Raw genomic sequence first — 26,716 nt, 5'->3', positions numbered from 1 at the left:
CTCCTTCGGCGTGTTGCGGGCAAGGCTACAGGCACGCCGCCGCGCCCGGAAGGCGCCGCGGCGGCGCGTGCCTTACTGCTCGCGCCAGGGATGCTCGGCCCAGAGCGCCTGGTAGCGCGCCTGCAGCGCCCGCAGCTCCGCGCTGTAGGCATCGGGGGCCAGGAAGCGCAGCGGCAGGTTCTGCTGCAAGGCGGCCTGCTGGAATTCGGGGTCGTCCACCGTGCGGCGGACGGACAGCGCCAGGCGTTCCAGCGCGGCAGGCGGCATGCCGGCCGGGGCGGCCATGCCGCGCATCGACCCCTCGACCACGTCGAAGCCGAGCTCGCGCAGCGTCGGCGTGTCCCCCAGCGGCGCCCAGCGCGCTTCCCCCATCTGCGCGAGCGGGCGCAGCACGCCCTGGCGCATCTCGATCACGCCCTCGGCGACATTCATCACCGCCACCGGGATCGCGCGCGACAGCAGGTTCTGCTTCACCTGCGCGCTGCCCGCGAAGGGGACGTGCAGGAAGCGCGCATTCGCCTTCCGCTCCAGCGCCAGCATCGCCAGGTGGTCGTCGGAGCCGATGCCGGTGGTGCCGTAGCCGATCGTCTCCGGCCGGGCGCGGGCCGCGGCCAGCAGGTCCGCCAGCGTCCGGTGCGGGCTGTCCGCCAGCACCCAGAGCCCGCCCGGATCGTCCACGATGTTCGCGATCAGCGTGAAGTCGGACAGCTGGAAGCGGGTGCGCCGCTCGATCGGCAGGGTGACGATGTGGGGCGTGTTGATGAAGCCGATCGTGTGGCCGTCGGGCCGCGCGCGGGCCAGTTCGGCGAAGCCGATCTCGCCGCCCGCCCCCGGCCGGTTCAGCACCACGACGGAGACGCCGAGGTCCTTCTCCATGAAGCGGGCGATGGTCCGGGCCGCGAGGTCGGTGCCGCCGCCGGCCGCGAAGGCGACGACGAGGGTGATGCTGCGCTCCGGCGTCCAGGCCCCCTGGGCGAGGGCGGGGGCGGCGAGCGGCGCGGCCGCCATCAGGCCGGCCAGGCGTCGGCGCGTGAGCATGCGGTGTCTCCCGGTTGGTTCGTTGCGGGTCACCTAGCGCCTCGCAGGGCGGCGCGAAAGGCCGAAACGCCTTCGCGCGTCAGGCCTCGCCGGGCAGCGGGGGGTAGGGCAGCGGGCGCAGCGCGGTGCCCCAGCGGGCGACGTCGCGCCAGACGCCCTCGGCCATGTAGGGGTCCTCGGCCCACCAGGCGGCGGCCTCGGCATCGGTCGCGTGGCGGGTGACGGCGATGGAGCCGATCATGCGTCCCCCCGGCGCGTCCAGCAGGGCGCCGCCGACCAGCAGCGTGCCGTCCCTGGCGAAGGGCCGGATGCGGTCCATGTGCCGCGGCCGCGCGGCGCCCCGGCGCGCCTCCGCCCCCGGATCGGTGCCGTCGAAGGCGACGACGACGGTGTGGGTGCGCCCGGGCGGCGCCTGCCCGGTGGGTTCGGGCCAGGGGCGGTAGGGCAGCGGGGCGATGCGGAAATCCCGCACCTGCACCCGCCGCCAGACCCGCCCCGCCGCCAGCGGCTCGGCCGCGAGATAGGCGGCGACCCCGGCGCGGTCCGGCACGTCGAGCAGGGTGAGCGAGCCGAGCGTGCGCCCGGCCTCGTCGCGCAGCGGCAGGCTGAGGCGGAGCCGACCGGCCGCCGCCTCCGCCGTGATGAAGGCGACATGCGCGTCCCGCGCCGCCGCCCGCCGCGCCGGCGCGCCCGCATCGGTGCCGTCGAAGGCGAGCAGCGCGAAGGCCATGGTCAGTACATGTGCTGCCCGCCATTGATCGACAGCGTGGAGCCGGTGATGAAGTCGGCGTCGTCGGCGGTCAGGAAGGCGACGCCGCGGGCGATGTCCTGCGCGGTGCCGAGCCGCCCGCGCGGGATGCGGGCGATGATCTTCTCCAGCACCTCGGCCGGCACGGCGCGCACCATCTCGGTGTCGACATAGCCGGGGGCGACGGCGTTGACGGTGATCTGGTTGCGGGCGCCTTCCTGCGCGAGCGCCTTGGTGAAGCCGTGGATGCCGGACTTCGCCGCGGCGTAGTTCACCTGGCCGAGCTGCCCCGCCTGGCCGTTGACCGAGCCGATGTTGACGATGCGGCCGAACTTGCGGGCGTTCATGCCGTCCCACACCGCCTTGCACATGTTGTAGCAGGAGCCGAGGTTGGTATCGATCACGTCGTCCCACATCTGGCGCGTCAGCTTCCGCATCATCGCGTCGCGGGTGATGCCGGCGTTGTTCACCAGGATCTCCACCGGGCCGACCTCCGCCTCGATCCGCGCCACCGCGGCGGTGCAGGCCTCGTAGTCGCCGACGTCGAACTTGTAGCAGGGGATGCCGGTGCGCTCGGTGAAGGCCTGCGCGGCGGCATCGTTGCCGGCGTAGGAGGCCACGACCTTGCGCCCGGCGGCCTGCAGCGCCTCGCTGATCGCGGCGCCGATGCCGCGCTGTCCGCCGGTGACCAGTGCCACACGTGCCATGCCGCCATTCTCCCTGTTCGGCCTGCCTTTTCGGCGCGGGATGCTCCCGCGCTGCCCATCCTCGCGCGGGTTGGCGGGCAGGGCAAACGCATCCTCGGCGCGATCCGCGACGGCGGTTGATGCAGGTCAAGGCGGAACGACCGCGGGACCGCCATTCTCTGCCCCGTCCCGCGGCGCAGGGCGCCGGGGACCTTCCTGGACGTTTCCTCCCTCGACTCGCCCCGGCGGGCTTCCCGCCGGGGTTTCTTTCGCGCCCCGCCCCGGCCTATTCCGGCGTCGCGCCCGAAGCGCGCACCACCGGCGCCCAGGCCGCGACCTCGGCGCGGACGAAGGCCTGCGCGTCGTCGAGGAAGACGCGGCCGGGCTGGGTCGCCGTCTCGGCGAAGCGGCGCTGCACGTTGGGTGCGGCCTGCGCGGCGCGCACCGCCTCCGCCAGCTTCTCCAGCACCGGGCGCGGCGTGCGCGCGGGCGCGGCGAGCCCGGCCCAGCCGTCGGCGTTGAGCTGCGGCATGCCGAGTTCCGCGAAGGTCGGGACGGAGGGGAAATCCGCGATCCGCTCGGGCGAGGAGAAGGCGAGCGCGCGGACGACATTGGCGCGCATGTTGGCGCTGGCGGCCGTCAGGCTGTCGATCATGCTCGGCACCACGCCGGCCATCACGTCGGTGGCCGCCTGCGCGCCGCCGCGATAGGGGATGTGGGTCAGGCTGATCCCCGTCGCCTGCGCCAGCCGCAGGCCGAGCAGGTGCGGCACGCTGCCGACGCCGGAGGTGGCGAATTCCAGCCCCTGCGGCCGGCGCCGCGCCTCCGCCACGTAGTCGGCGACGGATTGCGCGGGGAAGCGCGGGTTCACCACCAGCAGGTAGGGCGTGCCGAGCAGCATCGCGATATGCGCGAAGTCGCGGTCCGCGTCCCACTGGATCCGGTCGCGGTACAGCGTGTTGCCGATCGCCATGCCGGAGATGGTGGAGAGCAGCAGCGTGTAGCCGTCCGGCGCCGCCTGCGCGACCAGCCCGGTGCCGAGCGTGGCGCCCGCGCCGCCGCGGTTCTCCACCACGATGGGCTGGCCGAGGCTGCGCGACATCTCGTCCGCCATCAGCCGGCCGATGATGTCGGTGGTGCCGCCGGCGGCGAAGGGGATGACCAGGCGGATCGGCCGCGTCGGCCAGGGCGATGGCGCGACGCCCTGCGCAAGGGCGGGGGCGGCAAGCGGCGCAGCCAGGGCGGCGCCGAGCAGGGTGCGGCGTGTCGTCGTCATCGTGTCGTCTCCCAGGTGCCGCATGATGCGCGGCGGGGGCGGGGCGGGACAACGGGGGGAGTGGCGGCGGCCGATTCTCAACCAAGAATTGAATATCATCTTATTATATTCAGTCTTCACAACCCCGTGACCGACATGCAGAGTCACGCTCGACATGCCCAGCCGTTCTCTGCCCCCCAGCACTATGGATCACACCATGTCGTCGATGCCCGAGACCGAGTCGTCCGATCACGCCGCGCTGGTGATGATGCTGGCCTATGTCGAGGCCGAGTGCCGACGCCTGGGCGCGGAGGCCGCGGCGAAGCACGCCGCCATCGCCGCCGCCCTGGTGCCCGCCCTGGCGCAGCGCCGCACGCTGGCGGGCGCGGCGCTGCACTGACCCGGCGCCGCGACCGGCGACGACCCGGCGCCGCGACCGGCGACGACCCGGCGCCGCGACCGGCGACGACCCGGCACCGCGACCGGCGACGACCCGGCACCGCGACCGGCGACGACCCGGCACCGCGACCGGCGACGACCCGGCGCCGCTACCGCCGCCGCAGCAGGAACAGCGCCTGTTCGCCGAACAGGTTGGCCAGCCAGGGCGAACGCTTCCAGGGCGAGCGCAGCCCCTGTTCGTCCACCGCCAGCCAGCGGTCCACGACATAGCCTTCGAGCGCGCAGAGGTCGAAGAAGTCGCGGATCGTGCAGGGGTGGATGTTGGGCGTCTCGTACCACTTCCGGTCCCAGGTCTCGTTGTCCGGCATCCGCCCGGTGGTCAGCAGCTTCCAGCGCAGCTGCCAGTGGCCGAAATTCGGGAAGCTGACGATGGCGTGCCGGCCGATCCGCGTCATCTGGCGCAACACCTCGCGCGGCTTCTCCACCGCCTGCAGCGTGCGGCTCAGCACCACGTAGTCGAAGGCGCCGTCGGGGTAGAAGGCGAGGTCGGTGTCGGCGTCGCCGTGGATCACCGGCAGGCCGGCGGCCACCGCTTCCGTCGCCTCCGCCATGTCGATCTCGATCCCCCGCGCATCGGCCCGCTTCTGGCGCGTCAGGTGGTCGATCAGCGCGCCGTCGCCGCAGCCGATGTCGAGCACGCGCGCCCCCGGCTCGATCATCCCCGCGATCAGGCGGAGGTCGAGGCGCATGTTCTTCGCGACGAAGCGGATCTCCTGCGGCGCGTCCGGCATCACACCCCCACCCGTTCCGCCGCGCCGCGCAGGAAGCCGCCGAGCGCGCGGTGGAACACCGGCTCGTCCAGCAGGAAGGCGTCGTGACCCTTGTCGGTCGCGATCTCCACGAAGGACACGTTGGCGGCGGCCGCGTTCAGCGCGCGCACCAGGCTCCGGCTCTCCTCCGTCGGGAACAGCCAGTCGCTGCTGAAGGAGGCGACGAGGAAGCGCGTGCCGGTGCCGCGGAAGGCGGCGGCCACGTCCCCGCCGTGCTCCGCCGCCAGGTCGAAGAAGTCCATCGCCCGCGTGATGGTCAGGTAGCTGTTGGCGTCGAAGCGGCGGACGAAGGTGCTGCCCTGGTGGCGCAGGTAGCTCTCCACCTCGAACACGTCCTCGAGGAAGGTCAGCGCCGTGGCGCCGCGCAGCCGCCGGCCGAACTTCCGCCCCAGCGCGGCTTCCGACAGGTAGGTGATGTGCGCCACCATCCGCGCCACCGACAGGCCCTTGGCGGGGATGCGTCCGTCCTCCCAGTAGCGGCCGCCCTTCCAGTCGGGGTCGCCGTGGATGGCCGCGCGGCCGACCTCGTGGAAGGCGATGTTCTGGGCGGAGTGGTAGGTGGCGGTCGCGATCGGCGCCGCGGCGACCACCATCTCCGGGTAGGTCGCGGCCCATTCCAGCACCTGCATCCCGCCCATCGACCCGCCGACCACCGCCAGCAGGCGCGGGATGCCCAGGTGGTCCACCAGGCGCTTCTGGGCGCGGACCATGTCGCGGATGGTGACGGACGGGAAATCGGTGCCCCAGGGCCGCCCCGTCGGCCGCCCTTCGGCATCCGTCATCTCCTCGGGCGGGCCGGAGCTTCCCATGCAGCCGCCGAGCACATTGGCGCAGACGACGAAGTAGCGGTCGGTGTCGACCGGCCGGCCGGGCCCGACCAGCGTCTCCCACCAGCCGGGCTTGCCGGTCAGCGGGTGCGGCTCCGCCACGTACTGGTCGCCGGTCAGCGCGTGGCAGATCAGCACCGCGTTGCTGCGCGCCGCGTTCAGCGTGCCGTAGGTGCGGTAGGCGACCGCGAGCGGCGCGACCACGGCGCCGCAATCCAGCGCCAGGCCGTCGGCGAAGACGACGCGCTGGTGGTCCAGGCGCTGGAAGGGGGCAAGGGCCTCGGTCATCGGGTCCGGGGGCGTCAACGGGGGCGGCAGCAATAGGCGCGGGCGGCCCGGCCGGCAACCGTTGCGTGTGGCGCATCCCGCGCCCGTGAGGGGGCCGCCTTCACGCCGCGCGCCGCCGCGTCTATGCACGGGCCTGGAAACGTGAGCCCCATGCCCGACACCCAGCCGCCTTCCGACATCGCCGCGCTGCGCGCCGAGATCGACGCGCTGGACGACGCGCTGCACGACCTGCTGATGCGCCGCGCCGCCGTGGTGGCGCGCCTGGCCGCGAGCCGCGCCAAGGGCGCGGGCCCGGCGCTGCGCCCCGGGCGGGAAGCCGCCATCCTCCGCCGCCTGCTCGGCCGCCACGGGGGGGCGCTGCCGCGGGCGGCGCTGGTGCGGATCTGGCGCGAATTGCTGGCCGCCACCACCACGATGCAGGCCCCCCTGCCCTTCGCCGCCTGCCTGGACGAGGCGGGGATGGAGGTGCTGCGCGCCCATGCCGGCCTTGCCGCCCCGATCAGCCGCCTGGAGGACGCGGCCGCGGCCATCGCGGCGGCCGGGGCCGGGGCCGCCGCGCTCGCCGCCCTGCCGATGGGGCGATGGTGGCGGACGCTCGATCCCAACCGCCTGCATGTCACCGCCCGGCTGCCCTTCTTCGGCCCGGCCGCCGCGCCGGTCTTCCTCCTCTCCCCCGCCGCGCCCGACCCTTCGGGCGAGGACCGCACGCTGGTCCGCCTGCCGGAAGCCGGCGCCGAGGCCGCGCTGCGGGCGGCGGGCCTCCATGCCACCTCCCTCACCCGCGACGGCGACCTGGCGCTGGCCGAGATCGACGGCTTCCTGCCTGCGGGCGACCCGCGCCTTCCCGCCGGCGCGGCCGTGCTCGGCGCCTATGCCGTCCCCCTCCCCTCCTGACCGGATCACCGCCATGAGCGTCATGCCGCGCCCGTCCATCCTGTCGGTCGAGCCCTATGTCGGGGGGGAATCCAAGGTCCCGGGCGTCAACCGCATCATCAAGCTCTCCTCCAACGAGGGCGCCTTCGGCCCGCCGCCCGGCGCCGTCGCGGCGATCGCAGGGATGGCGAGGGAGGCGCACCGCTACCCCGATGGCGGCGCGACGGCACTGCGGGAGGCGATCGGCGCGCGCTTCGGGCTCGACCCCGCGCGGATCGTCTGCGGCAACGGCTCGGACGAACTGCTCTCCATGCTCATCCTCGCCTATGGCGGGGAGGGGACGGAGCTGGTGATGTCCGCCCATGGCTTCATGATGTACGACATCACCGGCCGCTGGGCCGGCTGCCGCGTCATCAAGGTGCCGGAACGCGACCTGACGGCGGATGTGGACGGCCTGCTCGCCGCGGTCGGGCCGCGCACGCGGATGCTGTTCCTGGCCAACCCGAACAACCCCACCGGCTCCATCCTGCCGCAGTCCGAGGTGGTGCGCCTGCGCCACGGCCTGCGCGAGGACGTGCTGCTGGTGCTCGACTCCGCCTATGCCGAATACGTCACGCGGCCCGACTACGACCCTGGCCAGAAGCTGGTGGATGCGGGGTCCAACACCGTTATGTGCCGCACCTTCTCCAAGATCTTCGGCATGGGGGGGATGCGGCTGGGCTGGTGCTACGCGCCGCCCGCCATCGTCGACATCCTCGGCCGCGTGCGCGGGCCCTTCAACGTGAACGCCGCCGCCATGGCCGCCGGCATCGCGGCGCTGGCCGAGCCGGGCTGGGTGGAGCGGTCGGTCGCCCACAACACCGAGCAGCGCGGCCGCCTCGAGGCGGCGCTCGCGGCGCTCGGCCTCAAGGTCTGGCCGAGCGAGGGCAACTTCTCGCTGGTGGATTTCGGCGGCGCGGACCGCGCGAAGGCGGCGGATGCGCATCTGCGCGGGCGCGGGCTGATCGTGCGCGCCATGGGCGGCTACGGCCTGCCGCAGGCGCTGCGGGTGACCATCGGCACGGCCGAGGAGGTGGGGCTGGTGATCGAGGCGCTGACGGATTTCGCGCGTGCCGGCTGACCCCCCCGCCCCGGGCGGCGGGCCGCTGTTCGACCGGCTCTGCCTGCTCGGCACCGGGCTGATCGGCTCCTCCATCGCGCGTGTCGCGAAGGAACGCGGCGACCTCGCCCGCACCGTGGTGGCGCATGCCAAGACGCCGCGGACGCTGGAGCGCGTGCGCGAACTCGGCATCGCCGACGTGGTGGAGCCGGACGCGGCGAAAGCGGTGGAAGGCGCGGATTGTGTGGTCTTCTGCGTCCCCGTCGGCGCCTATGCCGAGGTGATGCGGACGGTCGCGCCGCACCTGAAGCGGGGCGCGATCGTCACCGATGTCGGCTCCACCAAGGGCAGCGTGGTGCGCGACCTCGGCCCGCTGATGCCGGAAGGCGTGCACCTGGTGCCGGCGCATCCGATGGCGGGCACCGAGTATTCCGGCCCCGATGCCGGCTTCGCCGAGCTGTTCCGCGGCCGCTACACCATCCTGACGCCCCTGCCGGACAGCGACCCGGCGGCGGTGGAGAAGGTGGCGGAGCTGTGGCGCCGCTGCGGCAGCATGATCGAGACGCTGGACCCCGCGACGCATGACAAGGTGGTGGCCATCGTCAGCCACCTGCCGCACCTGATCGCCTTCACCATCTGCTCCACCGCCGACGACCTGGCGGAGGAGACGAAGGAGGCGGTGCTGAAATTCGCCGCCTCCGGCTTCCGCGACTTCACCCGCATCGCGGCGAGCGACCCGACCATGTGGCGCGACGTCTTCCTGAACAACCGCGAAGCCCTGCTGGAGATGCTGGGCCGCTTCGTGGAGGACGCGCACGCGCTGGGCCGCGCCGTGCGCTGGGGCGAGGCGGGCTTCATCGAGGACCGCATCCAGCGCGGGCGGAAGATCCGCAAGGGCCTGATCGAGCGGAAGCAGGCCTGATACTGACCGGCGTGAATGCTGACACATTCACGCCCCCTCAGACGCCGGGCGGGCCGCATCCGCGTCCCCTGGCTTCGCCGCAGATGCGGCTCGGCGGGCTTCGCCCGCCGCCATCGGATCACCTTCAACGCCGGCCGGCATGACAGCACCCGCCTGCCGCAGGCGGCGGGGCGGCCCAGCCTCCCTCAGTTCCCCTCGCGCTGCGCCAGCCGGTAGGGATGCGCGCGGTAGGTACCCAGCACCTTCAGCTCGCTGCTGAAGAAGGCCAGTTCCTCCAGCGCGCGGCGAAGCGCCGGGTCGTCCGGGTGGCCGTCCACATCGGCCAGGAACTGCGTCGCGCTGAAGGACCCGCCGACCATGTAGCTCTCGAGCTTGGTCATGTTCACGCCGTTGGTCGCGAAGCCGCCCAGCGCCTTGTAGAGCGCGGCGGGGATGTTGCGGACGCGGAAGACGAAGCTGGTCACCCATTCGCCCGCCCCGAACGGCCCGGCCAGGGGGGTGCGCGACATGACGTAGAAGCGGGTGGTGTTGTGGCTCTCGTCCTCCACGTTCCGCTTCAGCACGTCGAGCCCGTAGATCTCGGCCGCCAGTTCGCTCGCGATGGCCGCGTCCTCCACCCCGCCGCGCTCGGCGATCAGGGCGGCGGCGCCGGCGGTGTCGGCCTCGATCACCGCGGCCAGGTCCATCTCCCGCAGCAGCCGCAGCACCTGGCCGAGCGCGACGGGATGGCTGTGGGCGCGCCGGATCGTGGCCAGCGTCGCGCCCTTCGGCGCCAGCAGGCAGTGCTCCACCCGCTCGAAATGCTCGCCCACCACATGCAGGCCGGAATCCGGCAGCAGGCGGTGGATGTCGGGCACGCGGCCGGCCAGCGAATTCTCGCAGGGCAGCATGGCCAGGCCCGCGCGGCCTTCGCGCACGGCGGTCATCGCCGCCTCGAAGCTCGGGCAGGGCAGGGTCGCCCAGCCGGGATAGGCGTGGCGGCAGGACAGGTCGGAATAGGCGCCGGGCAGGCCCTGGAAGGCGATGGTCCCGGCCGCCCCCGTCGCGGTCTGGTCCGGGCGCGGCGTCGGGGCGGGCGTGTTCATCGCGGCATCCTGGGTGCGTGTCGGGCGGAAGGCAGGGCGCGGCGGGTTGTCGAGCCCGGCGCCCGCCTCTATGTTCCGGCCGGTTTTACGGCAGGGCGGCGCGGGCGCAAGCCTGGCGCCGCCCTTGCCCTGGTCGCGGCGGTGCGCGTCCGCGCGAAGGGGCGGCATCATGGCTCGGGAAGGGTGCATTCCGGGATGAGTCTGGAATTCAACAAGTTCGTCGCGGCCCCGCTCGTCGCGGGCATCGCCTTCATGGCGGCCGGGCTGGTGGCGGATGCCATCGTCCACCCGAAGCCCCTGAGCCAGAGCGCGATCCAGATCGGCGAGGCGCCGCAGCAGGCCGCCGCCGCCGCCCCGGCCGCCCCGGCGCTCGAGCCGATCGCGCCGCTGCTGGCCGCCGCCAATGCCGACAACGGCCGCGCCATCGCCGGCCGGCTCTGCGCGTCCTGCCACAACTTCGCGCAGGGCGGGCCGAACGGCGTGGGCCCGAACCTGTGGGGCATCGTCGGCGCGCCGCATGCGCGCGTGGCGGGCTTCAACTACTCCGCCGCGAACCGCGCCCTGGCCGACAAGCCCTGGGACTACGAGGCGCTGAACGCCTTCATCGCGCGCCCGGCCACGGCCATGCCCGGCACCCGCATGGCCTTCGCGGGGCTGAACAATGCCGGCCAGCGCGCCGACCTGATCGCCTTCCTGCGCAGCCTCGACACCAGCCCGAAGCCGCTGCCCTGATCCGCCGCCCGCGCGCCCGCCCCGGCCCGATGGTGCATCCTGCCGCGGCGGGGAACCGGGCGGCAGGGGCGGGACACGCTGCCGGGCTGCGCCTTCCGAAGGGGGCGTGATGCCTGAGCCCGCCGATTTCCTTGCCACCGCCGAAGCAGCCGCCGAGGCCGCGGGCGCGGTCATCCGCCCGCTGTTCCGCTCCGCCCTGCTGGTGGAGGCGAAGGGCGATGCCTCCCCCGTCACCGAAGCGGACCGCGCCGCCGAACGCGCCATCCGCGCGCTGATCGCGGACCGCCACCCCGACCACGGCGTGATCGGGGAGGAATACGGCGACAGCAACCCCGGTGCGGACTGGGTCTGGGTGCTGGACCCGATCGACGGCACCCGCGCCTTCGTCACCGGCCGCCCCCTGTTCGGCACGTTGATCGGCCTGCTGCACCGCGGCGTGCCGGTTCTCGGCCTCATCGACCAGCCTGCTACCGGCGAACGCTGGACCGGGCTTGCCGGCCAGCCCACCCGCTTCCGCTCCGCCATGGGCGGGGTGCCGCGCTGCCGGCCCTGCCCGCGGCTGGAGGAGGCGGAACTCTCCTGCACCTCCCCCGACATGTTCGATGCCGCGACCGCGCCGCGCTTCGCCGCCGTGAAGGCCGCCGCGCGCCGCACCACCTGGGGCGGCGACTGCTACGCCTATGGCCTCCTCGCGCTCGGCCTGGTGGACCTGGTGGTGGATGCCACCATGAAGCCCTGGGACTGGGCCGCCCTCGTCCCGGTGATCGAGGGCGCGGGCGGCCGCTGCACGGACTGGGCCGGGCGGCCGCTGCGCCTCGATGGCGACGGGACCGTGCTGGCTGCGGGCGATCCCGCGCTGCTGGCGGAGGCATCAAAGCTGCTGGCCGGCTGACGGCCGCGGTTGCCGGCGGGCGGGCGAGACCCCAAACTCACGCCATGCGCCGCCGCGACCTCCTCTCGCTCTCCGCCGCCCCCTTCGCGACCTCCTGGGGTCTCGCGCCCGGGGTCCTGCGGGCCGCCACCCCCGCCGGCGGCACCGCCGCGCCGGGCCAGGCGGTCCGCACCCATGCGCTGTCGCTGCTGGGCGAGCCCGCGCTGCCGGCCGACTTCCCGCATTTCCCCTGGGTGAACCCGGCGGCGCCGAAGGGCGGCGAGATCGCGCTGACCGCCCTTGGCAGCTTCGACAGCTTCAACGGCTTCATCATCCGCGGCACCGCCGCCGTCGGCAGCACGATGATCTACGACACGCTGCTGAAGGAAAGCGCGGACGAGGCCAGCACCGAATACCCCTACCTGGCGCAGTGGATCGACCTGCCGGCGGACCGCCTCGGCGTCAGCTTCGAGATCAACCCCGCCGCGCGCTGGCACGATGGCCGCCCCGTCACCGCCGCCGACGTGGTCTTCACCTTCAACACGCTCCGCCAGCACGGCCGGCCCTTCTACCGGTCCTACTGGGGCGACGTGACGGAGGTGGTGGCGGAATCCGAACGCCGCGCGACCTTCCGCTTCCGCAGCAACGAGAACCGGGAACTGGCCCTGATCCTCGGCCAGATGCCGGTTCTGCCGGCGCATTGGTGGGCGACGCGCGACTTCACCCGCCCGCTGCTGGAAGCGCCGCTGGGCTCCGGCCCCTACCGGATCGAGCGGTTCGAGGCCGGGCGCAGCGTGGTCTACCGCCGCGTGGAGGACTGGTGGGCGCGCGACATCCCGACCTGCCGCGGCACGCAGAACTTCGACACCATGCGCTACGAGTATTTCCGCGACACCACCGTGGCGCTGGAAGCCTTCAAGGCCGGCCAGATCGACTTCCGCACAGAGAACGTGGCGCGGGACTGGGCGACGGCCTACGACTTCCCCGCCCGCCGCCGCGGCCTCGTGAAGCTCGACGAGATCCGCCACGAGTTGCCGACCGGGATGCAGTCCTGGGCCGTCAACCTGCGCCGCCCGCTGTTCCAGGACGCCCGCGTGCGCCGCGCGCTGGTCGAACTGTTCGACTTCGAGTGGATGAACGCCAACCTGTTCTTCGGCGCCTATGCGCGCACCTCCTCCTACTTCTCCAACTCGGAACTCGCCTCCTCCGGCCTGCCGGCGGGGCGGGAACTGGCCATCCTGGAACGCTTCCGCGGCCGCATCCCGAACGAGGTCTTCACCACCGAATACCGCCTGCCCGTCACCGACGGGTCCGGCAACAACCGCGAAGGGCTGCGCCGCGCGCTGGCGCTGCTGCAGGAAGCGGGCTGGCGCGTGCAGGACCGCCGGCTGGTGAACCCGCGCGGCCAGCGCTTCGAATTCGAGATCCTGATCCAGGGCCCCACCTTCGAACGGATCGCCCTGCCCTATGTCCAGGCGCTGGAACGCGTCGGCATGGGCGTGCGCGTGCGCAGCGTGGACCCCGCGCAGTACCAGACCCGCATCGACGCCTTCGACTACGACATGACGGTGGACAGCATGGGCCAGAGCCTGTCCCCCGGGAACGAGCAGCGGGACTACTTCACCTGCGACAAGGCACGGGAGAACGGCAGCCAGAACGTCGCCGGCATCTGCGACCCCGCGGTCGACGAGCTGGTGGAGCTGGTCGTCACCGCGCCCGACCGCGAGGAACTCGTCGCCCGCACCCGCGCGCTGGACCGCGTGCTGCTGTGGAACAACTTCGTCATCCCCCACTGGCACAGCCGCAGCTTCCGCATCGCCTACTGGGACAAGTTCGGCCGGCCGGAGCGGAACCCGCGATACGCGCTCGGCCTCGACAGCTGGTGGGTGGACGCGGCGAAGGACCGGGCGCTGGGCGACGCCAGGCGGACCCTGTAGGTGGCGGTGGCGCGCAGGGTGGCGCCGCAGGGAGGGCTCCGCCCTCCCCGCACCCCTCCCGCCAAGGGGCAGCGGCCCCTTGGAACCCATGAGTTCAGCGTGGTCCGGAGGAGGGGCGACGAGCCCGTGCCTGCCCCGAAGCGCGCGCCGTGCCCCTCCTCCGGACCACGCCTGTCCCGAGGTCCAGGAGGCCACTGCCTCCTGGTGGGGGGTGCAGGGGGGCGAAGCCCCCTTGCGGGCCACTAGGCGCATCCATGGCCGCGTACATCCTCCGCCGCCTGCTGCTCGTCGTCCCGACGCTGTTCGGCATCATCCTCATCAACTTCGCCGTCGTGCAGTTCGCCCCCGGCGGCCCGGTCGAGCAGATGCTGGCCGAGTTGCGCGGCGAGGGGCAGACGCTCGGGCGCCTCACCGGCGAAGGCGGGGGCGAGGTGCGCCAGCCCGGCGCCAACAGCCCCGGCGCGGCATCGGGCGAGGGCGGCGGGCCGGTCGGCACCTATCGCGGGGCGCGGGGGCTCGACCCCGCCATCGTGCGCGACATCGAGAGGATGTTCGGCTTCGACAAGCCCGCCCATGTCCGCTTCCAGGAGATGATGCTGGGCTACCTGACCTTCGACTTCGGCCGCAGCCTGTTCCGCGACCGACCGGTGGTGGACCTGATCCTGGAGAAGATGCCCGTCTCCATCTCGCTCGGGCTCTGGTCCACGCTGATCATCTACCTGGTGTCCATCCCGCTCGGTATCCGCAAGGCGGTGCGGGACGGGTCGCGCTTCGATGTCGCGACCTCGGGCGTGGTGCTGGTGGGCTATGCGATCCCGGGCTTCCTGTTCGCCATCCTGCTGGTGGTGCTGTTCGCGGGCGGGTCCTTCGTGCAGTGGTTCCCGCTGCGCGGCCTGGCGAGCGCGGGCAGCGAGACCTGGCCCTTCTGGCAGCGCGCGCTGGACTATGCCTGGCACATGGCGCTGCCGACGCTGGCGCTGGTCATCGGCGGCTTCGCGGGGCTGACCATGCTGACCAAGAACAGCTTCCTCGACGAGATCGGCAAGCAATACGTGCTGACCGCCAAGGCCAAGGGCAACAGCGAGACGCGGGTGCTCTACGGCCACGTCTTCCGCAACGCGATGCTGCTGATCATCGCGGGCTTCCCGGCCGCCTTCATCGGCATCCTGTTCACCGGCGCGCTGCTGGTGGAGATCGTCTTCTCGCTCGACGGGCTCGGCCTGCTGGGGTTCGAGGCGGCGATCCGGCGCGACTACCCGATCATGTTCGCCACCCTCTACATCTTCACCCTGCTCGGGCTGGTGATGCAGATCGTGGGGGACGTGATGTACACCGTGGTGGACCCCCGCATCGACTTCGAGGCGCGGCGGTGACGCCCATCGCCCGCCGCCGGATCGAGAACTTCAAGGCCAACCGCCGCGGCTACTGGTCGATGTGGATCTTCCTGGCCCTGTTCCTCCTCACGCTGTTCGCCGAGTTCATCGCGAATGACCGCCCGCTGGTCGCGCGCGTGGACGACCGCTGGCTGTTCCCCGTGCTGGTGAGCTACGCGGAGGAGGAGGTGATCCCCGGCGGCCTGCCGATCGAGATGGACTGGCACGACCCGGAACTGCGGAAGGAATTCCAGGACCGCGGCGGCTGGGCGGTCTGGCCGGCGATCCCCTATGCGCATGCGACGGTGGTGCGCGACCTCGGCCGGCCTTCCCCGGCGCCGCCCTCGGCGCGGAACCTGCTGGGCACCGACGACCAGTCGCGCGACGTGCTGGCGCGGGTCATCTACGGCTTCCGCATCTCCATCCTGTTCGGCTTCAGCCTGACCATCGTCAGCTCCGCCATCGGCATCGCGGCCGGGGCGGTGCAGGGCTACTACGGGGGGTGGGTCGATCTCGGCTTCCAGCGCTTCATCGAGATCTGGTCGGGCATGCCGCAGCTGTACCTCCTCATCATCCTGGCCAGCGTGATCGAGCCGAGCTTCTGGACGCTGCTGGTCTTCCTGCTGCTGTTCAGCTGGATGGGGCTGACCGGCGTGGTGCGGGCGGAATTCCTGCGCGGCCGCAACTTCGACTATGTGCGCGCGGCCAAGGCGATGGGCGTCTCCGACACGGTGGTGATGTGGCGCCACATCCTGCCCAACGCGATGGTCGCGACCCTGACCTTCCTGCCCTTCGTCCTGTCGGGCTCCGTCACCGTGCTGGCCAGCCTCGATTTCCTCGGCTTCGGGCTGCCGCCGGGCTCGGCCTCGCTCGGGGAACTCGTCAGCCAGGGGAAGAACAACATGCAGGCCCCCTGGCTCGGCATCACCGCCTTCTTCGTCCTTGGCGGCGTGCTGACGCTGCTGATCTTCGTGGGGGAGGCGGTGCGCGACGCCTTCGACCCGAGGAAGTTGCCCGGAGGCGGGCGATGAGCCCGCCGACCCCTGACGAAGGCGCGCGGCGGGCGATGGGCGCCCCGCTCCTCGCGGTCGAGAACCTCGCCGTCGCCTTCCGCGGCCGGCGCGTGGTGGAAGGCGTGTCCTTCGACCTGCACCGGGGGGAGACGCTGGCGCTGGTCGGTGAATCGGGGTCCGGCAAGTCCGTCACCGCGCTGTCCTGCCTGCGCCTGCTCTCGACCGGCGGCACCAACCCGGAAGGCCGCATCCTGCTGGACGGGACCGAGGTCCTGACCGCGCCGGAGGAGGCGCTGCGGCGGCTGCGCGGCGGCGTGGCCGGCATGGTCTTCCAGGAACCGATGACCAGCCTCAACCCCCTGCACAGCGTCGGCCGCCAGGTGAGCGAGGCGGTGACGCTGCACCGCCCGATCGCCGGGGAGGCGCTGCGCGCGCGCGTGGTGGAACTGCTGTCCCGCGCCGGCTTCCCGCAGGCCGAATCCCGGCTCGGCGCCTATCCGCACCAGCTCTCGGGCGGGCAGCGGCAGCGGGTGATGATCGCGGCGGCGCTGGCCAACGACCCCGCCCTGCTGATCGCCGACGAGCCGACCACCGCGCTCGACGTCACGATCCAGGCGCAGATCCTGGAACTGCTGGCCGACCTCAAGCGCCGGCTCGGCATGGCGATGCTGCTGATCACGCACGACCTGCAGATCGTCCGCCGCCACGCCGACCGCGTGGTGGTCATGCGCCACGGCCGCGCGGTGGAGGCCGGGCCGGTGGCGGAGGTCTTCGCCAACCCCCGCCACGACTACACGCGGATGCTGCTGGCGACCGAACCGCGCGGCCGCCCCGCCGCCGTCGCGCCCGCCGCGCCCGAGGTGCTGCAGGCCGAGGGGGTGAAGGTCCATTTCCCCGTCAAGGTCGGCCTGCTGCGCCGGACCGTGGCGCATGTGAAGGCGGTGGACGGCGTCAGCGTCGCCATCCGGGAAGGCGAGACGGTCGGGCTGGTGGGGGAGAGCGGCAGCGGCAAGACCACGCTCGGCCTCGCGCTGCTGCGGCTCGAGGCGAGCGAGGGGCCGATCCGCTTCGAGGGCCGGCAGATCGAGCGGCTGGACCGCGCCGAGCTCCGCCCGCTGCGGCGGCGGATGCAGATCGTCTTCCAGGACCCCTATGGCAGCCTGTCGCCGCGCATGACGGTGGGCGAGATCGTGGGCGAGGGCCTGGCGGTGCATGAACGCCTGTCGGCGGCCGGGACGGCGTCCCGCGTCGCGGAGGCGCTGGCGGAGGTCGGGCTCGACGCCTCGATGACCGAACGCTACCCGCATGAGTTCAGCGGCGGGCAGCGGCAGCGCATCGCCATCGCCCGGGCGCTCGTGCTGAAGCCGCGCCTGGTGGTGCTGGACGAGCCGACCAGCGCGCTCGACGTCAGCGTGCAGGCGCAGGTGGTGGAACTGCTGCGGGACCTGCAGGCGCGGCACCGGCTGGCCTACCTGTTCATCTCGCACGACCTGCGGGTGGTGCGCGCCGTGGCGCACCGGATCGTCGTGCTGAAGGACGGGCGGGTGGTGGAGGAGGGGGAGGCGGAAGCGGTTGTCGCCGCCCCGCAACAGCCCTACACGCGGGCCCTGATGGCGGCGGCCTTCGACCTGGCCGCCGATCCCGCAGGACATGTCCGGACGTGAACGACGACGACCCCGAGCCGACGCCGCCGCTCGAGCTGATGAAGCGCCTGCTCGACTCGCAGCGCCTGAAGCTCGGCGTCCATATCCGCAAGATGAACTCGCCGGGCAGCCCGGTGTACCGCTATGGCGAGAATGTCTGGCCGGTGGCGGTGATCCTCACCTCCTCCTTCGCGGCGACGGTGCTGACGCACTACTATGTGGGCGGCGTGATCCTGGCGATCGGCTGCTGGTGGTGGCTGGCCAGGGTGCAGCCGAAGGTGAAGGACGGCGTCTTCGACCGCAGCTGCGCCTGGGCGCTGCAATCCGACACGCATTTCGACGCGCTCTGGGCCAAGGGCCTGCTGACGCTGTTCGCCGAACTGCCGGACGGGCGCAAATTCGCCGCCACGCGGCGCGACGACTGGCGCAGCTTCGTGCGCATGGTGACGGCCGAAGCGGGCTCCGCGCCGGCCCCGACGAAGGAAGCCGCCTGATGGCCGTGCTGCTCTCGACCAAGGCGCAGGCGATGAAAGCCTGGCGCGACGCGCTGCTCGCGGTCGATCCCACGCTCGACATCCGCATGTTCCCCGATGCCGGCGACCCCGCGGGGATCGAGGCGGCGGTGGTCTGGACCGCGCATGACATGGCGGAGCTGCGGCGCTACCCGAAGCTGAAGCTCATCGTCTCCATGGGGGCGGGGGTCGATCACCTGCTGCGCCCGCCGGGACCGCCGCCCGGCATCCCGGTTGCGCGGCTGGTGGACCGGATGCTGACGACGCAGATGGGCGAATGGGTGCTGCTGAACGTGCTGCGCTTCCACCGGCAGGACCCCGACTATCGCGCGCAGCAGCGCGACCGCGTCTGGCGGGAGCTCCCGGCGCCGGTCACGGCGGAACGGCGCATCGGCATCCTCGGGCTCGGGGAACTCGGCACCCATGCGGCGGGGCTGCTGCGGGGCATCGGCTTCCCGGTGATGGGCTGGACGCGCCGGCCGAAGGCGGTGGAGGGGGTGGAGAACCTGCACGGCCCGGACGGGCTCCGCGCCATGGCGGCGCGCAGCGACATCCTGGTCTGCCTCCTGCCGCTGACGCCGGAGACGCGCGGCATCGTGGATGCGTCGCTGCTCGGCCTCATGCCGCGCGGCGGCTTCGTCATCAACGGGGCGCGCGGGGGGCATGTGGTGGATGCGGACCTGCTGGCCGCGCTGGATGGCGGGCATCTGGCCGGCGCCGCGCTCGACGTCTTCCAGCCGGAACCGCTGCCGGCGGACCACCCGTACTGGTCGCATCCGAAGGTGGTGATGACGCCGCATGCGGCCAGCATCACCATCCCCGCCAGCGCCGCGCCGCAGGTGGTGGACAACCTCCGCCGCGCGCGGGAAGGGCGGCCGCTGGTGAACCTCGTGGATTTCTCGGCAGGATACTAGCGCCGCGACCCGCGGAGGCGGGATCGCCGGAGCGGTGGATCAGGCGATGGAGGAATGGACGAAAGCGTGACCTGCGCTTGCATCGGCGCGGATCACGCCTTGGGCGGCGCCGGGCGGGTGAAGCGCCCCGTCCCTCCCCTGAATTTGGAAGGACGGGACGGCTCCCCGGCCGTCAGCCCACCTTGCGCGGCGCGTTCGCCTCGACCGCCACGTCGGTCACGGGCGGCGCCTCGCGCGCGGTCTGCTCGGCCTGGGCCATGATGCTGCGCATGTCGCGCAGGAAGGCCGCGCCCTTCAGCGTGCGCTGGACCAGCACGCTGCGGCGGTCCATCGGGTCCACCTTGCGCCGCGCCAGGTCCAGTTCGCCCAGCCGGTCAAGCGCGCGGGTTATGGCGGGCTTGGAGACGTTCAGCTCCGCCGCCAGGCCGCGCACGGTGTGCGGCCCGTCCGTCAGGTAGACGGTGAGGAAGACGCCGAGCTGGCGCGCCGACAGGTCGGGACCGTCGCGACGGACCAATGCGACGACGGTGTCCCTCAGAATGCCGACCAGCGTATCCGGATTGGTTTGCGTGGCCATGTCCTTAAATCCTTCCTGGGCGCGCTTCCGGCCGGTGGCGGTAGCCTTTGCCTTGGATCCGGCCCGTGCGCGGGCGCGCTCCTCCGATGTGCTGCTGCGTGAAAGGTGCTCTCGCGATGCACTCTTCTGAGTGCGGCTTGACCCAGAAAGTTCCCGTTTCATCTTGGCTTTGTTACCGTCTCAAGTTGTCATCCAACCGGATGGATGCGTGAGGACGGCCCGCGCGACGGCGCGTGCAGCCTGAACCTCGCCCCCTTCCGGCCGCCCAGGGCGGGAACCATCGTTCCAGGCATACAGGTCGATATGCGCCCAGCGCAGCCCGTCCGGCACGAAATGGCGCAGGAAGAGTGCGGCCGTGATCGCGCCCGCCATGGGTTTCGTGGAGACGTTGTTGAGGTCCGCCACGGAACTGTCCAGCCAGGAAACATAATTTTTCTGTAACGGCATCCGCCACAACTCGTCACGATGCAGGAGACCGGAAGACAAGATCCGTTCCGAAACCTGGTCATCGTCGCAAAACAACGCAGGAAGATCGGGGCCGAGCGCGACGCGCGCCGCGCCCGTCAGCGTCGCGAAGTCCACCACCAGCGACGGCTGCGATTCCGCCGCGAAGCACAGCAGGTCCGCCAGCACCAGCCGCCCCTCGGCGTCGGTGTTGCCGATCTCCACCGTCAGCCCCTTGCGGGTGCGGATGACGTCGAGCGGCCGGAAGGCCTCGCCCGAGACCGCGTTCTCCACCGCCCCCACCAGCAGCAGCAGGCGCACCGGCGCACGGGCCGCCATCAGCATCTCCGCGGTCGCCATCGCCGCCGCGGCGCCGCCCATGTCCTTCTTCATGCGCAGCATGGCGCCGGCCGGCTTGATGTCGAGCCCGCCGGTGTCGAAGCACACGCCCTTGCCGCAGAGCGCGACGAGCGGGCCGTCCGCCCGCCCTTCCCAGCGCAGCACCGCCACGCGCGGCGCGCGCGGGCTGCCGCCGCCCACCGCCTGCACGGCGGGGAAGCCCTCGGCCAGCGCCGCGCCCTCGATCACCTCGAAGCCCGCGCCATGCGCGGCCGCGAGCCGCCCGACCGCGGCGGCGAGTTCGGCCGGACCCAGGTGGTTGGCGGGCAGGTTCACCAGGTCCCGGCCGCGGCAGATGGCGGCGGCCTCGGCCTGCGCGGCCTCGGTGCCGGCAGGGGCGGCCAGCAGCGCGGGCCCGCGCGCCGCGGCGGTCCTGAACTGCCGGAACCGGTAGGCGCCGAGGCACCAGCCGAGCGTCGCGGCTGCCGCGTCCGGCGCGCCCTCGATCCTCCAGGCCGTGCCCTCCGGCAGGGCGAAGGGCGCGCCGCCAAAGGCCCAGGGGGAGGCCGCTTCCGACGGGTCGGCGCCGAGGCCGAGCACCGCCCCGCCGATCCCCTCCGCCGTCGGCAGCAGGCGCAGGTCCTGCGCCTTGGCGGCGAAGCCCGCGGCGCGCAGGAAGGCCGCCTGTGGCGCCGGCAGCGCGGCGAGCAGCGCGGGAAGCCCCGCGGGGGTGACCGCATGCAGGGGCAGCGCGCCCGCATCCGTCCCGGTCAGACCGTCCAGCATGAATCCTCCTGAAGGCGGGCCCCGCGCCCGGCGATCGCCATGGCCAACGACGCTAGCATGCGACCGATTCCGCAACCAATACGTGCAGCCGCCCCCCGCTGAAGGCCGCCGCCTTCCGGCCGGGCGGGCCCGCTGCTAGGCTGTCTCGACCCGTGCCGTGCATGGGCGCAGCCGCGCCGGACCCTGCCGCATCCCCGGCGCCGGGGCGGGTGCATGTCGGCTGGGACTGCGCTGGGGGCAGCGGCATGCGGATCCTGCTGTGGTACTGGGGCCGCCGCGGCGGCGGGGCGCAATTCGCCCTCGGCCTCGCGCGCGGCCTGGCCGGCCGCGGCGATGTCTCCCTGGAACTGTCGCTCTCGGCGCAGGGCGAGCTGCTGCCCGCCTTCCGCGCCATCGGGGTGCCGGTCCACATCGTGCGGACGTATCGCGACCGGCTTGGATTCGTCACCTCGCTCCCGCGCATGCCGGCCGTGTCGCGGGCGTTGGTGGACAGCGCCCGCGGGGCGGAGGTCGTGGTCTCCGCGATGACGCATCTCTGGACGCCCTGGGCGGCGCCGCGCCTGGCGCGCGCCGGCATTCCCTATGTCCCGGTGGTGCACGACGCGGCGCCGCATCCGGGCGACCCGGCCTTCGCCTGGGACTGGCGGCTGGGGCGGGAACTGGCGGCGGCGCGCGCCGCCGTCGCGCTGTCGGGCGCGGTGGCGGCGGAGCTTGCGCGGCGCGCGCCCGGCCTGCCGGTCATCCGCATGCCGCTGCCCGCCCTGCTCGCCGCCGCACCCGCCCCGGCCCGGCCCGGCGCCACGCCGGGCGAGGTCCGCTTCCTCTTCTTCGGCCGGCTGCGGGCCTACAAGGGGCTCGACCTGCTGCGCGACGCCTTCGCGCTGCTGCATGCCCGCCACCCCGGGGCGCGGCTGCGGGTGGTGGGGGAGGGCGATGCGGAAGCCTGCGCGCCCGGCCTCGCCGCCCTGCCCGGCGTGACGGTCGAGCCGCGCTGGGTGGCCGAGGCCGAGATCCCCGCCCTGCTGGCCGAGGCCGATGCCGTGGTCCTTCCCTATCGCGAGGCGAGCCAGTCCGGCGTGGCGCCGCAGGCGCTGGCGATGGGCGTGCCGGTGGTGGCGACCCCGGTCGGCGGTCTGTCGGAACAGGTGCGGGAGGGGGCGGGCGGCGTGCTCGCCGCCGCCGTCACGGCTGAGTCGCTGGCCGAGGCGATGGCGCGGCTCTGCGCGCCGGATGCGCTGGCGCCGCTGCGCGCCGAGGCCGCGCGCGCCGGCCGGGACGCGGCCGACTGGGGCGCAGCGTCCGAGGCGCTGGTCGCCGGCCTGCGGCGGGTGCTGCGATGAGCGCGCTGCACCGGCTGTGGCAGGCGCTGCCGCGCGGTCCGCGGCGCCGGCTGCTGTTCGGGTGGAAGGCGCTGGTCGCGCCCCGCCCGGCGGCGGTGCCGGATGCCGGCGGGCCGGTGACCGTGGCGGGCTTCCTCTCGGCGCCGACCGGGCTCGGCGAGGGCGCGCGGCGCATGCTGGCCGCGATGCGCGACCAGGGCCTCGGCCCGGGGGAGGCGGACCTCACCGCCGCGCTGCGGCAGGGCGCGCAGCCCGAACCCCTGCATCCCCCCGCGCCGGGGCCGGGCAGCATCGTGGTGCATGTGAACGGCTTCATGCAGCCCTGGGCGATGGCCGCGCTCGGCCGGGGGGCGGTCGGGCCGAAGCGGGTGATCGGCTACTGGGCCTGGGAACTGCCCCGGCTGCCGCCGGACTGGCGGCCGGGGTTCCGCTTCGCGCACGAGATCTGGGTGCCGAGCCGCTTCGTGGCGGACGCGGTACGCGCCGCCGGCCCCCTGCCGGTGCGCGTGGTGCCCCACCCGATGCCGGCGCCGCGCCCCGCGCCGCTCGGCCGCGACGCCTTCGGCCTGCCGGCGGGGGCCTTCGTCGCGCTGGCGATGTTCGATGCCGGCTCCTCCCTCGCGCGGAAGAACCCGATGGCGGCGATCCGCGCCCATCGCGCCGCCTTCGGCGACCGGGCGGACCGCATCCTGCTGCTGAAGACCCATGGCGCCGGCCGCGCCGGCCCCGCCTGGGCCGAGATCGCGGCGGCCGCCGCCGCGGCGCCCAACATCCGCATCCTTGATGCCGTGCTGCCGCCGGAGGATCTCTGGGCGCTGATGGCGGCGGCCGATGTGGTGGTCTCCCCCCACCGGGCCGAGGGCTACGGCCTGGCGATCGCGGAGGCGATGGCGCTCGGCCGCGCCGTCATCGCCACCGGCTGGTCGGGCAACATGGATTTCATGGGGGGGCCGGGCTGCATCGCCCTGCCCTATGCCCTGGTCCCCGCCGAGGACCCGCAGGCCACCTACCACCATCCCGGCCTGCGCTGGGCGGAACCGGACGAGGCCGCGCTGGTCGCGGCGCTGCGCCGCCTGGCCGACGCGCCGCTGCGCCCGCCGCCGGTGGCCTTCCCCGCGCCCGACTACGCGGCCCTGCTCAGCGCCCCAGCCGCCGCGCCAGCCGCCGCAGCGGCGCGGTGACCCGCCAGGAGGTCGAGGCCCGCAGCGCGGCAAGCTCGGCCCGCGCCGCGTCGCGCTCGGCCCGCGCCGCGTCGCGCTCCGCCACGGCCGCGGCCTGCGCGGCGCGCGCCGCCTCCGCCTCCCGCAGCGCGACGCCGAGTTCGGTGAGGCGGTCGCCGAGCCGCTCGCGCAGCGCCCGCGCCTCCGCCTCGGCGCCGTCGCGCTCCAGGCGGAGCAGCGCCGCCTCGGCTTCGGGGATGGGTTGTGTCTCGTCGGGGCGCATGGTCATCATGCTTAGCGTGGAACAACCTGCAATTGCAGCCCCGACGGGCGCCGGACCGCGTCCGGCCACGCCGCGCCCGCAGCCAAGGCACCGATGACCGCCACCGATCCGGCAATCACCACGATCGTCGCCACCCATGCCCGCCACGACCTGCTGGAGGCCGCGCTGGCCAGCCTGGCGGCGCAGAGCCTCGGCCCCGGCCGCTACGAGGTGGTGGTCGTCGACAACTCGCCGGACCAGGCGGGGGCCGCCGCGGTGGCGGCGCGCCATGCCGGCCGGCCCTGGCTGCGCTACCTGCTGGAACCGCGGCCCGGCCTGTCCAATGCCCGCAACATCGGCGCCGCGGCGGCGCGGGCGCCGCTGCTGCACTACATGGACGACGATGCGGAAGCCGGGCCGGACCTGCTGGAGCGGCTGGTCGAGGCCTTCGACCGGCTGGGCGCCGATGCGGTGGGCGGCCGGGTGGAGCCGGTCTTCCCCGGGCCGCGGCCGCCCTGGCTGGACGACGCGCTGCTCGGCCTGCTGACGGTGGTGGACTGGGGGGGCGAGTTGCGGCTCTGCGCCGAGGGCGAATGGCTGGCCGGCGCCAACATCGCCTTCCGCCGGACCGCGCTGGACGCCGCGGGCGGCTTCTCCACCGCGCTCGGCCGTATCGGCGGCGGCGGGACGCTGCTGTCCAACGAGGAGACGGACCTGCTGGCGCGCATCGCCGCGGCGGGCGGGCGCATCGGCTATGCCCCCGCCGCCTCGGTCCGGCACCATATCGACCCCGGCCGGCTGACGCCCGGCTGGTTCCGCCGCCGCATCGCCTGGCAGGCGGTGTCGGAATTCCTCCAGGACCCCGGCCGCGCCACGGCCGCGGGGCCGGAAGCCTGGCGCGGGCTGACCTGGATCCTGTCGCAGCTGCCGGCCGACCAGCGCAACCTGCACGGGCTGGCGCAGCCCACCGAGGACCCGGCGCGGTTCGCCCAGCAGGTCTACGGCATCCACAAGCTGACCACGGCGCTGCTCGGCGGCCTGCGCGACGCCGATGGCTGACGCCGGCTGGCGCGGCCGCCGGGTCTGGCTCGCCCCCGCGCCCGCGGGTTTCGCGGCGGACCGGCGCGCGGCGCTCCTCACGCGGCTGGCCGCGCTCGGCGCGGAGCCGGTCGGGGATGCCGCGGCGGCCGAGGTCGCGGTCGCGCCCGATGCCGCGGCGCTGGCCGCCGCGCCGGAGGGCGCGCTGCGCATCCTCGATGCCGGCGCGGAGCTGCCCGCGGCGACCGGCACGGCCGGCCTGGTCTGGACACTGCGCGACGAGGAGGAATGGGCCTTCCGCCTCCGCAGCGCGCTGCCCGCCGTCGCGGTGCCGCACGCCGCCCCCTCCGCGCCGCGCCAGCCTGCCCCGCCGGACCCCGCGCTCGGCCTGCGGCTGTGGGTCGCGGGGGACGCGGCGGCGCGGGCCCGGATGATCGAGGCCGGGCGGGAGGTCTGGCGCCGGACGCTCGCGCCCCTCACCGTCCTGCTGCCGGGGGGCGAGGCGGCCGGGCCCTTCGCCGCGGCGGGCGATGCCGCGCAGGCCGATGCCGTGCTGCTGCCGGCCGGCGCCCGCGTGCCCGACCAGGCGGCGGCGCTGGCCAGCGGCCTGCCGGTCCTGGCCGAGGCGGCGGGCTTCGCCGGGCTGCGCCCGCACCACCCGCTGCACGCCCTGCCGGATGCGGCCGCGCTGGCGCGGGCGGCGACGGCGGCGGCCTACGACCCCGCCGCGCTCCGCGCGCTGGACCTGCCGCTTGCCGCGACGCGCCGGGCGCTCGACCTCGGCGCCGATCTCGGCCTGGCGCGGAGCGCCGCCCACCTGCCGCCCGCGCTTCCGGGGCCGGGGCGGCTGGGCTAGAAGCTGCCACCCCACGCTGCACCGGAGCACGACGCTGGACCGCGCCCGCCTGCCCGCCTCGCCCGACGATGCGGAACTCGACGCCATCATGGCCCGCATCCGCGCCGAGCTCGCGGCGCGGCGCCAGGCCCTGGCGGCCGGCGCGCTCGCCATGGACGCGCTGCCCGCGACCTGCGCCGAGTTCGAGCAGCTGCCGGAGGACGCCTTCATCGAGGCCGCCTTCCGCGTCGCCCTCGGCCGGTCCCCGGATGCGCGGGAGCTGGAGCGCGCCAACTGGGACATGCGGCGGCGGATGACGCGCGCCGTCTTCCTCGACCGCCTGCTGCGCGAGCCGGAGGCGAAGGCGCGGGGCGCGACCATCCCCGGCGTCGCCCTGCAGGCCTTCAGCGACCGCGTGCGGCGGCGGCTGCGCGAATCGCCGCTCGGTGCCGCGCTGCGCCCGGCCACCCGCACCGCGCGCGGGCTGAAGCGCCTGGCCAATGCCGCCCCGCGCCTCGCCCGGTTCGAGGAGGCACTGGCGGCGACGCGCCAGGCGGCGGTGTCGGAACAGACGCAGCGCTTCACCTCCTTCGCGCTGCAACAGGCCGAGACGCTGCGCGCGCTGGAGGCGCGGATCGACGCCCTCGACGGCGGCGCGCCGAGCGCGACGCTGGCCCGCGCGCTGGCCGAGACCGCGGCCGAGACCGCCCTGCCCCCGCCCGAGGCGCTGGCCCTGCTGCGCGGCGCGCCGGGGCCGCTGGCGGCGCCCGGCGCGTCGGAGGAACAGCAGACCGCGCTGGCCGCCGCCGGGCTGACCCTGGCGGAAGGTCAGGCCGAGGCGGGGGCGATGCTGGTGCCGGCCGAGGCCAGCCTTGCCTTGCTCGACATGC

General features: G+C 73.9%; 27 protein-coding genes. 17 read left to right on the top strand and 10 right to left on the bottom strand.

What is annotated here, in order from left to right:
- Nucleotides 1–72: 72 nt before the first annotated feature.
- The 4 genes from ACK8OX_RS19025 to ACK8OX_RS19010 form a co-directional block, all read right to left on the bottom strand.
- Nucleotides 73–1,038: a tripartite tricarboxylate transporter substrate binding protein gene (locus ACK8OX_RS19025; protein ID WP_430665814.1), complete on the bottom strand. Its 966-nt coding sequence runs from the start codon at nt 1,036–1,038 to the stop codon at nt 73–75.
- Nucleotides 1,039–1,117: 79 nt separating this feature from the next.
- A complete protein-coding gene (locus ACK8OX_RS19020) occupies nt 1,118–1,768 on the bottom strand; it encodes a YciI family protein (protein WP_430665813.1) in 651 nt (216 codons plus the stop codon).
- 2 nt (nt 1,769–1,770) lie between these two features.
- Complete coding sequence (gene phbB, locus ACK8OX_RS19015) at nt 1,771–2,493, bottom strand: acetoacetyl-CoA reductase (RefSeq protein ID WP_430665812.1); 723 nt, start codon at nt 2,491–2,493, stop codon at nt 1,771–1,773.
- A gap of 265 nt (nt 2,494–2,758) precedes the next feature.
- Entirely contained in the window at nt 2,759–3,748 is a 990-nt protein-coding gene (locus ACK8OX_RS19010) for a Bug family tripartite tricarboxylate transporter substrate binding protein (protein WP_430665811.1), read from the bottom strand.
- Nucleotides 3,749–3,953: 205 nt separating this feature from the next.
- On the opposite strand from ACK8OX_RS19010, the gene ACK8OX_RS19005 reads away from it, so the two are divergent.
- Complete coding sequence (locus tag ACK8OX_RS19005; RefSeq protein ID WP_430665810.1) at nt 3,954–4,127, top strand: hypothetical protein; 174 nt, start codon at nt 3,954–3,956, stop codon at nt 4,125–4,127.
- A gap of 148 nt (nt 4,128–4,275) precedes the next feature.
- Here the strand turns inward: ACK8OX_RS19005 and metW are convergent, their stop codons facing one another.
- Both metW and metX read right to left on the bottom strand, forming a co-directional pair.
- Entirely contained in the window at nt 4,276–4,875 is a 600-nt protein-coding gene (metW, locus tag ACK8OX_RS19000; RefSeq protein ID WP_430665852.1) for a methionine biosynthesis protein MetW, read from the bottom strand.
- Nucleotides 4,876–4,916: 41 nt separating this feature from the next.
- Complete coding sequence (gene metX, locus ACK8OX_RS18995; RefSeq protein ID WP_430665809.1) at nt 4,917–6,071, bottom strand: homoserine O-acetyltransferase MetX; 1,155 nt, start codon at nt 6,069–6,071, stop codon at nt 4,917–4,919.
- 150 nt (nt 6,072–6,221) lie between these two features.
- On the opposite strand from metX, the gene ACK8OX_RS18990 reads away from it, so the two are divergent.
- From ACK8OX_RS18990 to ACK8OX_RS18980, 3 genes are read left to right on the top strand one after another with little or no spacing between them, the layout of a single operon-like run.
- Nucleotides 6,222–6,965: a chorismate mutase gene (locus tag ACK8OX_RS18990; protein WP_430665808.1), complete on the top strand. Its 744-nt coding sequence runs from the start codon at nt 6,222–6,224 to the stop codon at nt 6,963–6,965.
- 13 nt (nt 6,966–6,978) lie between these two features.
- Entirely contained in the window at nt 6,979–8,064 is a 1,086-nt protein-coding gene (hisC, locus tag ACK8OX_RS18985; protein ID WP_430665807.1) for a histidinol-phosphate transaminase, read from the top strand.
- Nucleotides 8,054–8,965: a prephenate/arogenate dehydrogenase family protein gene (locus tag ACK8OX_RS18980; protein WP_430665806.1), complete on the top strand. Its 912-nt coding sequence runs from the start codon at nt 8,054–8,056 to the stop codon at nt 8,963–8,965. Before hisC ends, ACK8OX_RS18980 begins: the two co-directional genes overlap by 11 nt.
- Before the next feature lie 185 nt (nt 8,966–9,150).
- Here the strand turns inward: ACK8OX_RS18980 and ACK8OX_RS18975 are convergent, their stop codons facing one another.
- The gene (locus tag ACK8OX_RS18975) at nt 9,151–10,050 is read right to left on the bottom strand and encodes a prephenate dehydratase (RefSeq protein ID WP_430665805.1); all 900 of its coding nucleotides are present in this window, start codon (nt 10,048–10,050) and stop codon (nt 9,151–9,153) included.
- Nucleotides 10,051–10,245: 195 nt separating this feature from the next.
- Between ACK8OX_RS18975 and ACK8OX_RS18970 the strand changes: the two genes are divergently transcribed.
- The 8 genes from ACK8OX_RS18970 (at nt 10,246) to ACK8OX_RS18935 (ending at nt 19,045) form a co-directional block, all read left to right on the top strand.
- Complete coding sequence (locus ACK8OX_RS18970) at nt 10,246–10,782, top strand: c-type cytochrome (RefSeq protein ID WP_430665804.1); 537 nt, start codon at nt 10,246–10,248, stop codon at nt 10,780–10,782.
- A 109-nt stretch (nt 10,783–10,891) separates the two neighbouring features.
- Nucleotides 10,892–11,674, top strand: a complete 783-nt coding sequence (gene hisN / locus ACK8OX_RS18965) for a histidinol-phosphatase (protein ID WP_430665803.1) — start codon at nt 10,892–10,894, stop codon at nt 11,672–11,674.
- Between the two features lie 44 nt (nt 11,675–11,718).
- Nucleotides 11,719–13,590, top strand: a complete 1,872-nt coding sequence (locus ACK8OX_RS18960) for an extracellular solute-binding protein (RefSeq protein ID WP_430665802.1) — start codon at nt 11,719–11,721, stop codon at nt 13,588–13,590.
- 254 nt (nt 13,591–13,844) lie between these two features.
- A complete protein-coding gene (locus ACK8OX_RS18955; protein WP_430665801.1) occupies nt 13,845–14,963 on the top strand; it encodes a microcin C ABC transporter permease YejB in 1,119 nt (372 codons plus the stop codon).
- Nucleotides 14,960–15,994: an ABC transporter permease gene (locus ACK8OX_RS18950; RefSeq protein WP_430665800.1), complete on the top strand. Its 1,035-nt coding sequence runs from the start codon at nt 14,960–14,962 to the stop codon at nt 15,992–15,994. Before ACK8OX_RS18955 ends, ACK8OX_RS18950 begins: the two co-directional genes overlap by 4 nt.
- Nucleotides 15,991–17,640 (top strand): ABC transporter ATP-binding protein, encoded by a 1,650-nt coding sequence (locus tag ACK8OX_RS18945; protein WP_430665799.1) that lies wholly within the window; start codon nt 15,991–15,993, stop codon nt 17,638–17,640. Before ACK8OX_RS18950 ends, ACK8OX_RS18945 begins: the two co-directional genes overlap by 4 nt.
- Nucleotides 17,637–18,113 (top strand): hypothetical protein, encoded by a 477-nt coding sequence (locus ACK8OX_RS18940; protein ID WP_430665798.1) that lies wholly within the window; start codon nt 17,637–17,639, stop codon nt 18,111–18,113. Before ACK8OX_RS18945 ends, ACK8OX_RS18940 begins: the two co-directional genes overlap by 4 nt.
- Complete coding sequence (locus tag ACK8OX_RS18935) at nt 18,113–19,045, top strand: 2-hydroxyacid dehydrogenase (RefSeq protein WP_430665797.1); 933 nt, start codon at nt 18,113–18,115, stop codon at nt 19,043–19,045. The genes ACK8OX_RS18940 and ACK8OX_RS18935 overlap by 1 nt, the downstream gene beginning before the upstream one ends.
- A 172-nt stretch (nt 19,046–19,217) precedes the next feature.
- On the opposite strand, the gene ACK8OX_RS18930 is transcribed toward ACK8OX_RS18935, so the two are convergent.
- Complete coding sequence (locus ACK8OX_RS18930) at nt 19,218–19,622, bottom strand: MarR family transcriptional regulator (protein ID WP_430665796.1); 405 nt, start codon at nt 19,620–19,622, stop codon at nt 19,218–19,220.
- Nucleotides 19,623–19,802: 180 nt separating this feature from the next.
- Entirely contained in the window at nt 19,803–21,191 is a 1,389-nt protein-coding gene (locus ACK8OX_RS18925) for a leucyl aminopeptidase family protein (protein ID WP_430665795.1), read from the bottom strand.
- 245 nt (nt 21,192–21,436) lie between these two features.
- Between ACK8OX_RS18925 and ACK8OX_RS18920 the strand changes: the two genes are divergently transcribed.
- A complete protein-coding gene (locus ACK8OX_RS18920; protein ID WP_430665794.1) occupies nt 21,437–22,531 on the top strand; it encodes a glycosyltransferase family 4 protein in 1,095 nt (364 codons plus the stop codon).
- The gene (locus ACK8OX_RS18915; RefSeq protein WP_430665793.1) at nt 22,528–23,712 is read left to right on the top strand and encodes a glycosyltransferase family 4 protein; all 1,185 of its coding nucleotides are present in this window, start codon (nt 22,528–22,530) and stop codon (nt 23,710–23,712) included. Before ACK8OX_RS18920 ends, ACK8OX_RS18915 begins: the two co-directional genes overlap by 4 nt.
- Here ACK8OX_RS18915 and ACK8OX_RS18910 read toward each other — a convergent pair.
- Entirely contained in the window at nt 23,669–23,983 is a 315-nt protein-coding gene (locus tag ACK8OX_RS18910; protein WP_430665792.1) for a hypothetical protein, read from the bottom strand. The two genes, ACK8OX_RS18915 and ACK8OX_RS18910, sit on opposite strands and share 44 nt — an antisense overlap.
- Nucleotides 23,984–24,067: 84 nt before the next feature.
- On the opposite strand from ACK8OX_RS18910, the gene ACK8OX_RS18905 reads away from it, so the two are divergent.
- The 3 genes from ACK8OX_RS18905 to ACK8OX_RS18895 all read left to right on the top strand — a co-directional run.
- Complete coding sequence (locus tag ACK8OX_RS18905; RefSeq protein WP_430665791.1) at nt 24,068–25,012, top strand: glycosyltransferase family 2 protein; 945 nt, start codon at nt 24,068–24,070, stop codon at nt 25,010–25,012.
- Nucleotides 25,005–25,847, top strand: a complete 843-nt coding sequence (locus ACK8OX_RS18900) for a hypothetical protein (protein WP_430665790.1) — start codon at nt 25,005–25,007, stop codon at nt 25,845–25,847. Before ACK8OX_RS18905 ends, ACK8OX_RS18900 begins: the two co-directional genes overlap by 8 nt.
- A partial coding sequence (locus tag ACK8OX_RS18895; protein WP_430665789.1) for a hypothetical protein occupies nt 25,744–26,716 on the top strand: 973 nt, incomplete at its 3' end. The genes ACK8OX_RS18900 and ACK8OX_RS18895, both read left to right, overlap by 104 nt.

Source organism: Falsiroseomonas sp. CW058 (assembly GCF_050563535.1).
Classification (GTDB): Bacteria; Pseudomonadota; Alphaproteobacteria; order Acetobacterales; family Acetobacteraceae; genus Falsiroseomonas.
This window is presented reverse-complemented; position numbering and strand designations above follow the sequence as displayed.